The following is a 14007-nucleotide window of genomic DNA, read 5'->3' as shown; positions in this document are numbered from 1 at the left end:
CAGGCCGAGGAGGCCGCACCTGATGAGTCCCTTCACCGGATCGGCGCCCCGCACCCCCGACTGGCAGCACCTGCGGTACGAGGTCGACGACGGGGTCGCCACGGTCACGCTCGCCCGCCCCGACAAACTCAACGCACTCACCTTCGGCGCCTACGCCGACCTGCGCGATCTCCTGGCCGAGCTGTCCCGCGACAAATCCGTGCGCGCCCTGGTCCTCGGGGGAGAGGGGCGGGGCTTCTGCTCGGGTGGTGACGTCGACGAGATCATCGGCGCGACCCTCTCCATGGACACCGCGCAGCTGCTCGACTTCAACCGCATGACGGGGCAGGTCGTGCGCGCGATCCGCGAGTGCCCCTTCCCCGTGATCGCCGCCGTGCACGGGGTGGCCGCCGGTGCGGGCGCCGTCCTCGCGCTCGCCGCCGACTTCCGGGTGGCCGACCCCTCGGCACGGTTCTCCTTCCTCTTCACGCGGGTGGGCCTGTCGGGCGGCGACATGGGGGCCGCCTACCTGCTGCCGCGCGTCGTCGGCCTCGGTCACGCGACGCGGCTCCTGATGCTGGGAGAGCCGGTGCGCGCCCCCGAAGCCGAGCGGATCGGCCTGATCAGCGAGCTGACCGACGAGGGCAGGGCCGCCGAGGCCGCAGCGACCCTCGCCCGCCGCCTCGCCGACGGTCCTGCCCTCGCGTACGCACAGACCAAGGCGCTGCTCACCTCGGAACTCGACATGCCCCTCGCGGCGGCCGTCGAGCTGGACGCGGCGACCCAGGCGCTGCTCATGAACGGCGAGGACTACAAGGAATTCCACGCCGCCTTCACCGAGAAGCGCCCGCCGAAGTGGCAGGGGCGATGAGCGTGGGCACGCCGAAGGGCGGCGGGCCGACGCGGACCGAGGCAGCCGCTCATGTCGAGGCACCCAAGCAGGCCGAGGTACCCACGCTCGCCGCAGGGGCCGCGCCCGGGATGCCGGGGAGCTCCGCCGAAGCGCCCACATCGGCCTGGAGGTCCACACCGCCCACACCGCCCACACCGCCCACGCCGCCCGCGGCGCACCGCATCGCCGTCATCGGCGGCGGGCCCGGCGGGCTCTACTCCGCCGCCCTGCTCAAGCGGCTCGACCCGCGGCGCGAGATCACCGTCTGGGAGCGCAACGCCCCCGACGACACCTTCGGCTTCGGAGTAGTCCTCTCCGACGAGACCCTCGGCGGCATCGAGCACGCCGACCCCGTCGTGTACGCCGCGCTGCAGGCCGAGTTCGTCCGCTGGGACGACATCGACATCGTGCACCGGGGCGGCCGCCACACCTCCGGCGGGCACGGCTTCGCGGCCCTCGGCAGGCGCCGCCTCCTGGAGATCCTGCACGAGCGGTGCCGCGACCTCGGCGTCGACCTGCGCTTCCGCTCCGAGGCGCCGCCCGCGGCCGAACTCTCCGCCGCGTACGACCTGGTGATCGCGGCCGACGGCGTGCACAGCCTCACCCGCGATGCGTACGCCGACGTCTTCGCGCCGAGCATCGAGACGCACCGCTGCCGCTACATCTGGCTCGCCGCCGACTTCGCCTTCGACGCCTTCCGCTTCGAGATCGCCGAGACCGAGCACGGCGTGATGCAGCTGCACGGCTATCCCTACGCCTCCGACGCTTCCACGGTCATCGTCGAGATGCGCGAAGAGGTCTGGGAGGCCGCCGGGTTCGCGGAGCTCGACGAGCAGGAGTCGACCGAACGCTGCGCCAAGATCTTCGCCGACGCGCTCGGGGGACGGGCTCTGCGCGGCAACAAGTCCGCCTGGACCACCTTCCGCACCGTCGTCAACAAGCGCTGGTCGCACGGCAATACGGTGCTCATGGGCGACGCCGCCCACACCGCCCACTTCTCCATCGGCTCCGGCACCAAGCTCGCCGTCGAGGACGCCCTCGCACTCGCCGCCTGCCTCCAGGAGCAGCCCGGAATCCCTGAGGCCCTCGCCGCGTACGAGACGGAGCGACGCCCCGTCGTCGAGTCCACGCAGCGCGCCGCCCGCGCGAGCCTGGAGTGGTTCGAGCGGCTTCCCGACTATCTCGACCAGCCGCCGCGGCAGTTCGCGTTCAACCTGCTCACCCGCAGCCGCCGCGTCACCCACGACAATCTGCGGCTGCGCGACGCCCACTTCACCGAGGCCGTCGAGCGCGACTTCGGCTGCCCCGAAGGCACACCGCCGATGTTCACGCCCTTCCGGCTGCGCGATCTGACCCTGCGCAACCGCGTGGTCGTGTCGCCGATGGACATGTACTCCGCCGAGGACGGCGTCCCCGGCGACTTCCACCTCGTCCATCTGGGGGCCAGGGCGCTGGGCGGTGCAGGCCTCGTCATGACCGAGATGGTGTGCGTCAGCGAGCGGGGCCGCATCACGCCGGGCTGCGCCGGGATCTACACCGATGAACAGGCCGACGCCTGGCGGCGGATCACCGACTTCGCGCACGACCAGGCGCCGGGCACCGCGATCGGTGTCCAGTTGGGCCACTCGGGTCGCAAGGGCTCGACGAAGCTGATGTGGGAAGGCATCGACGACCCCCTCGACGACGGCAACTGGCCGCTGGTGGCGCCCTCTTCGCTCCCGTACAAGGAGAACAGCCAACGCCCGCTCGAGCTGGACCGGGCCGGACTCGACGAGATCCGCGAGCAGTTCACCTCCGCCGCGCGACGGGCGGAACACAGCGGCTTCGACCTGCTCGAACTGCACTGCGCGCACGGCTATCTGCTGTCCGGCTTCCTCTCGCCGCTCACCAACCGGCGCACCGACGCGTACGGCGGTTCGCTCACGAACCGGCTGCGCTTCCCCCTCGAAGTCTTCGACGCGATACGGGAGTTGTGGCCTGACGACAAACCAATGACCGTCCGCATCTCCGCCACCGACTGGGCCGACGGAGGCACCACCGCCGAAGAGGCCGTCGAGATCGCCCGCGCCTTCGCCGACCACGGAGCCGACGCGATCGACGTCTCCACCGGCCAGGTCGTCTCCGACGAGCGCCCCGCGTACGGCCGCTCCTACCAGACCCCGTTCGCCGACCGCATCCGCAACGAAACCGGCATCCCCGTCATCACGGTCGGCGCCATCTCCTCCTGGGACGACGTCAACTCCCTGATCCTGGCGGGCCGTACGGACCTGTGCGCTCTGGCGAGGCCACACCTGTACGACCCCCACTGGACGCTGCACGCGGCGGCCGAGCAGGGCTACTCGGGACCGGGCGTCAGCTGGCCGCAGCAGTACCGGGCGGGCAGCCGCCGCCCGCAGACGGGACGTACGGACGCGCCCAAGCCCCGCCTCACGCTGGGGGGTTGACGAACCGCGCCCCCGCCGCCCGAAGCCGCTCGTCGAGCGCCGCGAACACCTCGGCGGACCGCTCGCCCGGCCACCCGTGCGGCAACAGATCGGCCGGCAGGCCCGGATCGGCGTACGGCAGCCGACGCCAGGAGTCCAGGGCAAGGAGATAGTCCCGGTAGGCCGCGTCCGGGGGCGTGTCCGTGCGGCCCTGCCAGGAGCGGAGCACCGGCTCGTGGCGGTCGAGGAATGCCTCGTGCTGCTTGGCGATCGCCGCCAGGTCCCACCACCGGCCCACCGCTTCGGACGTCGGGGCGAAGCCCAGGTGCTCGCCGCGGAACAGGTCGACGTACCCGGCGAGTTGGAGGCGCTCCAGGGTGTGCCGGGTCTCTTCGTAGAGATGCGCCGGGGCGATCCACACCCCCGGAGCGGCCGTCCCGAAGCCGAGCCCGGCAAGCCGGGAGCGCAGCACGTGCCGCTTCTGGCGTTCCGACTCCGGTACGGAGAACACGGCGAGCACCCAGCCGCCGCCCTGCCGCGCGGCCGGGGGATTCGCGTAGATGCGGCGGTCGCCGTCGTCCAGGAGCTGCCGCGCGTCGGGCGAGAGGGCGTACCCCGCGGCGCCCGCCGCCGTCCGCGCGGGCACGAGAAGGCCGCGCCGCTTGAGCCGGGACACGGACGAGCGCACGGACGGGGCGTCCACGCCGACGGGGGCGAGGAGCCTGACCAGCTCGGCGACGGGCACCGGGCCGGGGGCCGCGCGCCCGTAGGCGCCGTAGAAGGTGACGATCAGGGACCGGGGAGTGTGCTGCTCGGACACGTGATCACTCTACGTGCCCGGGCTCCCGCAGCCGGAACCGCTGGAGCTTGCCCGTCGCCGTACGCGGCAGCGAGTCCAGGAAGACGATCTCGCGCGGACACTTGTACGGCACCAGCTCACCCTTCACGAATTCGCGCAGCCGTTCGGGGTCGCGTGCCGTGCCCGCGCGCGCCACGACGTACGCGACGACGATCTGGCCGCGCAGCTCGTCGGGCCGCCCCACCACCGCCGTCTCCTGGACGTCAGGGTGCCGCAGGAGCGCCTCCTCGACCTCCGGGCCCGCGATGTTGTACCCGGCAGAGATGATCATGTCGTCCGCGCGCGCGACGTACCGGAAGTAGCCGTCGGCGTCACGGACGTACGTGTCGCCGGTGACGTTCCAGCCATGACGTACGTACTGCAACTGCCGCTCGTCGCCCAGATACCGGCACCCGACGGGCCCGCGCACGGCGAGCAGCCCCGGCTCGCCGTCCGGTACCGGAGCCCCCGAATCGTCGACCACGCGCGCGTGCCACCCGGGGACGGGCCGCCCTGTGGCGCCGGGCCTGATCTCCTCGTCCGCGGCGGAGATGAAGATGTGCAGGAGCTCGGTGGCGCCGATGCCGTTGATGATGCGGTGCCCGGTGCGCTCGTGCCACGCCTGCCAGGTGGCGGCGGGCAGATTCTCCCCGGCGGAGACGCACCGGCGCAGCGTGGAGATGTCGCACGCGTCCGGCTTGCGCAGCTCGTCGAGCATGGCGCGGTACGCGGTCGGGGCGGTGAAGAGAACGGTGACACCGTGCTCGGCGACGGCGGGCAGCAACTGCTTGGGGCCCGCCTGTTCGAGCAGCAGCGACGAGGCGCCGACCCGCAGCGGGAAGATGACGAGGCCGCCGAGCCCGAAGGTGAAACCGAGCGGCGGACTGCCCGCGAAGACGTCGTCGGGCCCCGGCTTCAGGATATGCCGCGCGAAGGTGTCGGCGATGGCGAGCACATCACGGTGGAAGTGCATGCACCCCTTGGGGCGCCCGGTGGTGCCGGAGGTGAAGGCGATGAGCGCGACGTCGTCGGCGGAGGTGTCGACGGGCTCGTACACATCGGGCTGCCGGCCCGCGCGCGCCAGCAGATCGTCATCGCCTTCACCCCCGAAGGTGGTGACGCTCAGCCCCGGAATCCCGGCCTTGATCAGATCGTCCACGGCGCGGACGTCGCACAGCGCATGGCTGACCTGGGCGATCTCGCACATCGTGGCCAGCTCCTGCGAGCGCTGCTGGGCCAGGACCGTCACCGCGACCGCCCCCGCCTTCATCACGGCGAGCCAACAGGCCGCGAGCCAGGGTGTGGTGGGCCCGCGCAACAGGACGCGATGACCCGGCAGCACGTCGAGCTCGGCCGTCAGGACGTGCGCGATCCGGTCGACGTGCCGCTGCAGCTCGCCGTACGTCCAGGCCTCGCCGGACCCCGAACGGAACGCCGTACGCCCCGCGCCCAGTCGTTCCACCGTACGGTCCAGGAGCTCGGCGCCGCAGTTGAGACGCTGCGGGTAGTGCAGTTCGGGCCGGTCGTGGACGAACGCGGGCCACTGCGCCGGCGGCGGGAGATGGTCGCGGGCGAAGGTGTCGACGTGAGCCGATGGGTGGAGTCGGGGTGCACTCTTGGCGTCCACAGCGGGTCGCCCCCTTGCCGTTCGGGTTGCCGTTCGGGCTTGTGGTGAGCTCGCACAACGAGCGTATCGTGATGGTGACGACAGTCAACGGTCCGCGATAGAGGAGGGGCCCGGCATGACGGCATTCTCGCTCAATCCAGAACAAATCGCCTGGCGTACGGAGCTGCGTGCGCTGGCCGCGGAGCGATTGCGGCCCCTGGCGGAGAAGGGCGAGCCGGGCCGGGTGAACCGTCCACTGGTGGCGGCCCTCGGCGAACTCGGCCTGCTGGACGGCCTGTTCGGCACGGGTGAAGGACCCGCGGGTGACGGACCCGCGCGCGGCGGCGCCCTGGGCCTCTGTCTCCTCCGCGAGTCGCTCGCCCACGCCTGCACGGAGGCGGAGACGGCGCTTGCCCTGCAGGGGCTCGGCGCGCATCCGGTGGCCGAGTACGGGTCGGCGGCCCAGCGGGAGCGGTGGCTCACCCCGGCCCGCGCCGGGCGAGCGGTGGCGGCGTTCGCCCTTTCGGAGCCGGGCGCGGGCTCGGACGCGGCGGCGCTGGCGCTGCGGGCGTCGCGGGACGGGACGTCGTCCTGGCGGCTTACGGGGGAGAAGTGCTGGATCTCGAACGCCCCCGAGGCCGACTTCTACACGGTCTTCGCCCGGACGACCCTGGACGCGGGCGCGCGCGGCGTCACGGCGTTCCTGGTCCCCGCCGACCGGGCGGGTCTTTCGGGCACCCCTCTCGACATGCTCTCCCCGCACCCGATCGGCGCCCTCGCCTTCGACGGCGTACGCGTCACGACCGATGACCTGCTCGGCGAGCCGGACCGTGGCTTCCGCGTCGCGATGACGACGCTGAACCGCTTCCGCCCCAGCGTGGGCGCGTTCGCGGTGGGCATGGCGAGCGCCGCGCTGGACGCGACGCTCGCTCACACGGCTCAACGGGACGCGTTCGGCGGCAAGTTGAGCGATCTGCAGGCGGTGTCGCACCAGGTCGCGGAGATGGCGATGCGGACGGAGGCGGCCCGCCTTATGGTGTACGCGGCTGCGGCGGCGTACGACCGGGGCGAGCCGGACGTGGCTCGCCGCGCGGCGATGGCGAAGCTGCTGGCCACGGAGACGGCGCAGTTCGTGGTGGACGCGGCGGTGCAGTTGCATGGCGCGTGCGCGTTGCGGCGCGGGCATCTGCTGGAGCACCTCTACCGGGAGGTGCGGGCGCCCCGGATTTATGAGGGGGCGAGCGAGGTGCAGCGGGGGATCATCGCGAAGGATTTGTATGCGGGTGCGGCTGCAGACGGGTGACCCATCCCGTCGGTACGTCTTCCAGCCCGGCCGCAGCTCATTTAGCCCGCTGCAGGCGCAACGGACCGCAGACAACCCTCAGCCGCAACGCAAAGGAGTACCCCCGATGCCCCTCCACCGCCTCAACCCCGCCGAACTCTCCCCGCCCACCGGCTTCTCCCACGCCGTCACCGCCACCGGCGGCCGGATCGTCTTCCTCGCGGGACAGACCGCCCTCGACGCCGACGGCAAAATCGTCGGCACCACCCTCCCCGAACAGTTCGAGCAGGCCCTCGCCAACCTGCTAACGGCCCTGCGCCACGCAGGCGGCACCCCCGCCGACCTCGCCCGCGTCACCGTCTACGCCACGGACATCGCCGACTACCGGGAGCAGGCCCACGAACTGGGCCGGATCTGGCGGAGGTTGGCGGGGCGGGACTACCCCGCCATGGCCGTCATCGGTGCGGTCAGGCTCTGGGACGAGCAGTGCATGGTGGAGCTGGACGGGGTCGCGGTCCTCGACTGAGCCGCGCGGGCGCTTAGGGCCTGTCCGATGGGTCCTGCCAGGGGTCGCGACCCCTGGCACGCACTCCCCCAAGCTCTCGGCTTCGCTCGAGCAGGGAGGTGCCCCCTCCCGCGTTGTCGTCGGTTGCCAACGCTCCGCGTTGTCGCCCTCCTCCGCCTTGCAGCTGCACGCACCAGGGCCCGCTCGGCCCTGCTGAATCGGCACCCGGCGCGAAGACCGGCCTGACCCATCGGACAGGCCCTAGTTCGGCCGCGGGAACGACGCCGTCGTGAACGCGGCCTTGTCCCGCGACGACGTGCCGTCCGTGATCCACCAGTGCGTCGGCTCCTCGCCATACAGACCGAAGAGCGTCCCCGTGCCCCAGTTCAGGATCAGCTCCTCCTTGCCGTCGGCGTCGAAGTCGGCGGCGGCGTACGGGCGCGCGTGCCGCCACCGCGCCGGGGTCTTCTTGCCCTTCACTCGGGCGGGCCCTTCCCGGAGCACCTCGGTGCGGTCCCGCTCGCCGTCGATCAGCAGCGCGCCGTCGTCCGTGGCGACGAGGATGCCGTCCTTGCCGTCGCCGTCCGGGTCCGCGGACGTGTAATCGCCGGGCCCGTAGTAGGAGTTGGTGCTCTTCGGGATCTTGTGCGTGACCGGGTCGCCGCCCTTGCCGGGGTAGACCGCGAGCGAGGCGGCCACCTCCGGCTCCTCTCCCGTGCCCGGCTCGTTGTTGCGGCTCCCGTTGTCACCGATGGCCAGATCGCGGACGCCGTCACCGTCGTAGTCGCCGAAGGCCACCGCGTTGCCGTCGCGCAGCTCGACGGGGGTGCGGGAGAGGCCGCTTCCCGCGGCTGCCGGATAGAGGATCCCGCCCGTCTGCTCGCCGTCGTCGCCCTCATGGACGAGGAGACCGGTCGCGCGCGGCTTGCCCGACGGGACGATGTCGTCCGCGGCCAGCCAACTCCCCTTGCCCGTCCGGGAGTCGGTGCGGGCCGGGGCGCCGGAGCGGGTGAACGGGCCGTACAGCAGGGTCACGGACCCGTCCTGCCGCAGAGCCGCGATGTCGTGGTGCCCGTCCCCGTCGAAGTCGCCCCGCACGGGCCCGGTCAGCCCCAGCCCCGCACCCGAGCCGCCGCCCGGTATCTGGAACCGGGTCGACTCCGCCCCGGGCTTCGGCCCGTTCGGCCCGCCCCAGGCCACGCCCGTCAGCTGCTCGGTGTCACTGGAGACGAAGTCGGGGTAGCCGTCGCCGTCGAGGTCGGCGGTGGTGACTCTGCCCGGGTAGTAGTCGTACACCTGATGCGTCGACGGATCGAGCCCCTTGGCGGAGCCGAAGACGACGCCGGTCCGCGGCTCTCCGTTCTTGTCGCGGGACGGCACCGGCAGGAGCAGATCCCGATGCCCGTCCCCGTTGATGTCGTCCGGGTCCTTGGAGCCCTTGCCGCCGGACGGCGGCGGGCCGCCCGCGGACGGAGTCGACACGGGGTTGCCGTCGCGGGACGGCGAGGACGACTTGTCCTTCGTCGCCGTCCCGTCGCCGCAGCCCGCCGCGAAGAGGGCGAGTGCGGCGCATACGACGAGGGCGCGAGTGCCGGGGACGAAGGTGCGGTCTGTCATGCGCCCACCCCAACACCGCGCCCTCGCCCGACTCCAGGCACGGCTGCCGATCGTTGCCCAGTCGTAGCGGGCGACGATCAGCGGGCCCTGCCCTTAAATATCCCGGAACGTCTCGATCTGCGCGCCCACGGAGTTGAGCCGCTCGGCCAGCTCCTCGTACCCGCGATTGATCACGTACACATTGCGCAGGACGGACGTGCCCTCGGCGGCCATCATCGCGAGCAGCACGACCACGGCGGGCCGCAGTGCCGGCGGGCACATCATCTCGGCGGCGCGCCAGCGGGTCGGGCCCTCCACCAGCACACGGTGCGGGTCGAGGAGTTGGAGGCGCCCGCCGAGGCGGTTGAGGTCCGTCAGGTAGATCGCGCGGTTGTCGTAGACCCAGTCGTGGATCAGCGTCTTGCCCTGCGCCGCCGCCGCGATGGCCGCGAAGAAGGGGACGTTGTCGATGTTGAGACCGGGGAACGGCATCGGGTGGATCTTGTCGATCGGCGCCTCCAGCTTGGAGGGGCGGACCGTGAGGTCGATCAGGCGCGTACGGCCGTTGTCGGCGAAGTACTCCGCCGTGCGGTCGTGGTCGAGCCCCATCTCCTCCAGGACCGCGAGCTCGATCTCCAGGAACTCGATCGGGACGCGGTTGACGGTCAGTTCGGACTCCGTGACGACCGCGGCGGCGAGCAGGCTCATCGCCTCGACCGGGTCCTCGGAGGGGGAGTAGTCGACGTCGACGTCGATGGTCGGCACGCCGTGCACGGTGAGGGTCGTGGTGCCGATGCCCTCGACCTTCACGCCGAGCGCCTCCAGGAAGAAGCACAGGTCCTGGACCATGTAGTTCGACGAGGCGTTGCGGATGACGGTCGTGCCTGCGCTGCGTGCCGCGGCGAGCAGCGCGTTCTCGGTCACGGTGTCGCCGCGCTCGGTCAGCACGATCGGACGGTCGGGGGTGACGTCCCGATCGACCTGCGCGTGGTAGAGCCCCTCGGTCGCCGCGATGTCGAGCCCGAAGCGGCGCAGCGCGATCATGTGCGGCTCGATGGTGCGGGTGCCGAGGTCGCAACCGCCCGCGTACGGCAGCTTGAAGTGGTCCATGCGGTGAAGGAGCGGACCCAGGAACATGATGATCGAGCGGGTCCGGATCGCGGCCTCGGCGTCGATCGCCTCCATGTCGAGCTCCGCGGGCGGCACGATCTCCAGGTCGATGCCGTCGTTGATCCAGCGGGTGCGTACGCCGATGGAGCCGAGGACTTCGAGGAGACGGTAGACCTCCTCGATGCGGGCGACCCGGCGAAGCACCGTGCGGCCCTTGTTGAGGAGCGAAGCGCAGAGCAGCGCCACACAGGCGTTCTTGCTCGTCTTGACGTCGATGGAGCCGGAAAGACGGCGCCCACCGACCACCCGCAGGTGCATCGGTCCCGCGTACCCGAGCGACACGATCTCGCTGTCGAGCGCCTCGCCGATCCGCGCGATCATCTCAAGGCTGATGTTCTGGTTGCCCCGCTCGATGCGGTTCACGGCGCTCTGACTTGTGCTGAGCGCCTCGGCGAGCTGCGACTGTGTCCAGCCCCGGTGCTGCCGGGCGTCACGGATGAGCTTGCCGATGCGTACGAGGTAATCGTCTGCCATGCGGGCAGGTTATCTCAGATATGAGATGGCGAACGCGCTGGGGTAGGCCATACGGGAAACGGCCGATTGGGTACGGAAGTTCCCCTTCTGGTGCGTCCTGCGCCTTTCCGGCACGCGCGTCAGCCGCAGCCGCACGAAGCGTGCCGTCCGCCGTGCACCGCGGCCTGCGCGTCGGGCCTGGGTCCCGCCGCCGCCCGCGTCACCCGGGCGGCGGCAGCGCGCCCGGCCGACGATTCGGCATCGTGCACCACTGTGCCCCCGGTCAACGTCAGGCGCACCTCGGCGGAGCTGATATCGGCCACCGGACACCGCGTCACATCCCGGTCAAGCAGCACCAGATCGGCCGACTTGCCCTGCTCGACGGTTCCGGAGAGGTGGTCCATGCGGAGCTGACGCGCGGTGCCGAGCGTGTGCATGAGCAGAGACGACGTACGGCTGATGCCTTCCTGCTCGCGGTAGAGGTCGCCATCGCCCTCGCCTTCCGCTCCGAACCGGTCGACCGCCGTGCGCACCTGGTTCCACACCTGGAGCGGATCGACCGGCCAGTCCGAGCCGCCGGCGAGCCGCGCCCCGTGCCGCTCCAGGCTGCGCGCCGGATACTGCCAACGGTGGCGCTCGGCACCGATGTAGGGCAGGAGCGCCTCCATGGTCCAGGTGCTCGGCGAGGCCCACTGCAACTGCATGCAGGGGATGACACCGAGCTCGGCGAAGCGGGGCAGGTCGGCCGGGTCGACGACCTGGAGGTGGGCGGTGGTGTTGCGGACGTCACGTATCCCGGTCCTGCGCAGGGCGTACGCGTACCCGTCGAGGGAGGTGCGCACGGCGCGGTCGCCGATGGCGTGCGCGTGCATCTGCCAGCCGTCCTTGTTGAAGGCGGCGGTCAGCCGGCCGTAGTCGGCGCCGGACACATACAGTTCACCGCGGTTGTCGGTCGGCTTCCCGTCCTTGTCCAGATAGGGATCGAGCATCGCCGCCGTCTGCGCCGGGTACTCGATGACTCCGTCGAGGAACACCTTGACCGTGCCGAACCGCAGTCCGCGTACGCCGCCGAAGTCGTCCCGCAGCCCTCGCGCGAACGCAAGGGCCGCCGCCGGGTCCTTGGCCAGATCCGAGTCGATCCGCAGCGCCGGGACGATGCGCTGCGGCAACGCGCCGCGTTCGGAGAGCGCCTGATAGAGGCTCAACTCGTTCTCGCCGACGACCGCTTCCATGAAGGTGGTGATCCCGGACGCGGCGGCCTCGGCGAAGGTCTTCTTCGCGGCGGCGATGAGCTGCTCGCGGTCCGGTGCGGGGATGTGCCGGGTCACCAGCGGCTGCGCGTCGTCCTTGAGCACGCCGCTGGGCTTGCCGTCCTTGTCCTTGACGATCTTTCCGCCGGGCGGCTCCGGGGTTGCGGCGGTGATCCCCGCGATGTCGAGAGCCCGCTGGTTGGCCCAGATGTTGTGCCCGTCACCGCCGACCAGGGCGATGGGCCGCCGGGTCGGCAGGGCGTCGAGCATCGAGTGGTGCGGCGATGTGCCGTGCGGCAGCAGACCGACCGGATTCCAGTCCTCCACCACGAGCCACCCGTCCGGCTCCTGGTCGGAGGAGTCCTTCAGAAACCCCGTGAGGGTCTTTTGCAGCTCCTCGACGGTCTGCTCGGCCCCGGCGAGCGAGGGCTTCAGGGATCGGTCGGCGGCGCCCGTCGGGTGCGCGTGCCCGTCGTGGATCCCGCTCATGAGGGTGCCGCCACGCCCGTCCACCACCTGGGTGTCCCGCCCGATGAACCGCTTGAGCGCGGCGTCACGGCCGACGGCAAGGATCTTTCCGTCCCGTCCCACGGCGACGGCCTGCGCGGGGCCGCGCCCCCGAGTACCGCTGAAGACACGGGCGTTGTGCACGACGAGGGCGGCGGAGTGGCGGGGCGTGGGAGCGGCGACGGCGGGTGCACCGACGGCGGTCAGCAGTCCGGCGGACCCGGCGGCGGCGAGCAGCCCGCGCCGGGAGAGGGAGGAGGTGTGCGGAGAGGGCATGGAGACTCCCTGAGTGGCTGGCCCCTCGGGCGCCGATGATGGGCCCGCGGGGTGATCGGGTGGGTGGGCGGGAAAGATCCGCCGCGCAGCGGCGGCACAAAGACTCCGCGAGTAACCCGTTAACCAGAACCACCCACCCGCGACGGATTCCGTAGGATCCCCCGCGTGCAAAGGCCCACCCTCGCCGACATAGCCCGCGCAGCGGAGGTATCGACCGCGACGGTCTCGCACGCCCTGAACGGCACAGGCCGCCTGGGCGAATCGACCCGCCGCCGGGTACGGGCGACCGCCACCGCCCTCGGCTACAGCGCAGCCGCAACGCCCCGCACGCGGACCATCGGCGTAGCCGTGACCACGTATCCGAGAGCCTGGAACTACACGGAGATCGCCTACTTCTCGCGCGCCGTCACGGCGGCCACCTCGGCGGCCCACGCGCGTGGCTACGCGCTGACTGTGCTGCCCGCCGACCGTGCCGCGGACGACTCGTGGCACGGCCTCGCCGTCGATGGCATGCTGATCATGGACAGCCCGCGTGGCGACCCCATGGTCCACGCCCTGCGCGCCCGCGGCATCCCGCTCGTCTTCGACGGCGCCCCCGGCGACCCGCACCCCACGGACCGCTGGGTCGACAATGACCACGTGGCCACCACCCACGAGGTCCTCGACCACCTCACCGCGGCCGGCGCCCGCCGTATCGCCCTGCAGTCCGGCAGCGGCGGCGAGCACTACGCGCGCGTGGTGACCGAGACGTACGAGGCATGGTGCGCGGAGCGCTCACTGCCTCCGCTGGTGGTCCCCTTCGATGAGTACGACGATGAAGGTCATGCCTTCGACGAGGTGCTCGGACGGGAGGTGCTCGGACGGATCGACGCCGTCCATGCCGTCTACGACCCCGGCGGCCGCCAGCTCCTCGCGGCGGCGGCCCGGCACGGCCTGCGGGTCCCGGACGATCTGCTGCTCGTGTGCGCGAGCGAGGATCCGGGGTACGCGGAGACCGAGCCGCCCGTCACGACGGTGACCCTCGACCCGGAACGCACGGCACGCACGGCCGTGTCCCTGCTCGTCGACCTGATCGAAGGAGGGCGGGCCGAAGAAGCGCAGACCGAAGTGCCCGGCCGGGTGCTTGTCCCGGCAGGTCTGAGACCCCGCGCCTCGTCGCGGCGCAGGGTGATGTACTAGAGTTATCTCGACATCGAGATATCTGCCGAGGCGCACCAGAAGCCGCCACTC

General features: G+C 71.6%; 10 protein-coding genes. 5 read left to right on the top strand and 5 right to left on the bottom strand.

Translation table 11 applies throughout. The features are described 5' to 3' along the window. The first annotated feature begins 22 nt into the window (after positions 1 to 22). Positions 23 to 850 carry an enoyl-CoA hydratase family protein gene (locus AB0O76_RS12920; protein WP_365488847.1) on the top strand — a complete coding sequence of 276 codons (828 nt, stop codon included), beginning with the start codon at positions 23 to 25 and terminating at the stop codon, positions 848 to 850. Positions 851 to 960: 110 nt separating this feature from the next. After that, positions 961 to 3315 carry a bifunctional salicylyl-CoA 5-hydroxylase/oxidoreductase gene (locus AB0O76_RS12915; protein ID WP_365488961.1) on the top strand — a complete coding sequence of 785 codons (2355 nt, stop codon included), beginning with the start codon at positions 961 to 963 and terminating at the stop codon, positions 3313 to 3315. Here the strand turns inward: AB0O76_RS12915 and AB0O76_RS12910 are convergent. Continuing rightward, on the bottom strand, positions 3299 to 4114 hold the full coding sequence (locus AB0O76_RS12910) for a PaaX family transcriptional regulator C-terminal domain-containing protein (RefSeq protein WP_365488844.1): 816 nt from the start codon (positions 4112 to 4114) through the stop codon (positions 3299 to 3301). The two genes, AB0O76_RS12915 and AB0O76_RS12910, sit on opposite strands and share 17 nt — an antisense overlap. Positions 4115 to 4118: 4 nt before the next feature. Then, complete coding sequence (locus tag AB0O76_RS12905) at positions 4119 to 5759, bottom strand: AMP-binding protein (RefSeq protein WP_365488841.1); 1641 nt, start codon at positions 5757 to 5759, stop codon at positions 4119 to 4121. A gap of 115 nt (positions 5760 to 5874) precedes the next feature. Between AB0O76_RS12905 and AB0O76_RS12900 the strand changes: the two genes are divergently transcribed. Continuing rightward, positions 5875 to 7041, top strand: a complete 1167-nt coding sequence (locus tag AB0O76_RS12900) for an acyl-CoA dehydrogenase family protein (RefSeq protein ID WP_365488838.1) — start codon at positions 5875 to 5877, stop codon at positions 7039 to 7041. A gap of 106 nt (positions 7042 to 7147) precedes the next feature. Further along, complete coding sequence (locus AB0O76_RS12895) at positions 7148 to 7546, top strand: RidA family protein (RefSeq protein WP_365488835.1); 399 nt, start codon at positions 7148 to 7150, stop codon at positions 7544 to 7546. 240 nt (positions 7547 to 7786) lie between these two features. Here AB0O76_RS12895 and AB0O76_RS12890 read toward each other — a convergent pair whose 3' ends face one another. From AB0O76_RS12890 to AB0O76_RS12880, 3 genes are all read right to left on the bottom strand, one after another. Beyond that, positions 7787 to 9142 (bottom strand): VCBS repeat-containing protein, encoded by a 1356-nt coding sequence (locus AB0O76_RS12890; protein ID WP_365488832.1) that lies wholly within the window; start codon positions 9140 to 9142, stop codon positions 7787 to 7789. 93 nt (positions 9143 to 9235) lie between these two features. Then, the gene (locus AB0O76_RS12885; RefSeq protein ID WP_365488830.1) at positions 9236 to 10765 is read right to left on the bottom strand and encodes a UDP-N-acetylglucosamine 1-carboxyvinyltransferase; all 1530 of its coding nucleotides are present in this window, start codon (positions 10763 to 10765) and stop codon (positions 9236 to 9238) included. A gap of 119 nt (positions 10766 to 10884) precedes the next feature. Further along, a complete protein-coding gene (locus AB0O76_RS12880; protein ID WP_365488827.1) occupies positions 10885 to 12777 on the bottom strand; it encodes an amidohydrolase in 1893 nt (630 codons plus the stop codon). A 165-nt stretch (positions 12778 to 12942) separates the two neighbouring features. On the opposite strand from AB0O76_RS12880, the gene AB0O76_RS12875 reads away from it, so the two are divergent. Further along, complete coding sequence (locus AB0O76_RS12875) at positions 12943 to 13956, top strand: LacI family DNA-binding transcriptional regulator (protein WP_365488824.1); 1014 nt, start codon at positions 12943 to 12945, stop codon at positions 13954 to 13956. Positions 13957 to 14007: the final 51 nt, after the last annotated feature.

It is taken from the genome of Streptomyces sp. NPDC086554 (assembly GCF_040686095.1).
Taxonomy (GTDB): Bacteria; Actinomycetota; Actinomycetes; order Streptomycetales; family Streptomycetaceae; genus Streptomyces.
Note: the sequence above shows the minus strand (reverse complement) of the source record. Positions and strands in the feature narration are given on the sequence as shown.

Bases quoted from the DNA above. Each gene is read 5' to 3' on its own strand.
- AB0O76_RS12915 (WP_365488961.1), top strand. From the start codon at position 961: ATGCCGGGGAGCTCCGCCGAAGCGCCCACATCGGCCTGGAGGTCCACA.
- AB0O76_RS12920 (WP_365488847.1), top strand. From the start codon at position 23: ATGAGTCCCTTCACCGGATCGGCGCCCCGCACCCCCGACTGGCAGCAC.
- AB0O76_RS12885 (WP_365488830.1), bottom strand. From the start codon at position 10,765: ATGGCAGACGATTACCTCGTACGCATCGGCAAGCTCATCCGTGACGCC.
- AB0O76_RS12880 (WP_365488827.1), bottom strand. From the start codon at position 12,777: ATGCCCTCTCCGCACACCTCCTCCCTCTCCCGGCGCGGGCTGCTCGCC.
- AB0O76_RS12895 (WP_365488835.1), top strand. From the start codon at position 7,148: ATGCCCCTCCACCGCCTCAACCCCGCCGAACTCTCCCCGCCCACCGGC.
- AB0O76_RS12900 (WP_365488838.1), top strand. From the start codon at position 5,875: ATGACGGCATTCTCGCTCAATCCAGAACAAATCGCCTGGCGTACGGAG.
- AB0O76_RS12890 (WP_365488832.1), bottom strand. From the start codon at position 9,142: ATGACAGACCGCACCTTCGTCCCCGGCACTCGCGCCCTCGTCGTATGC.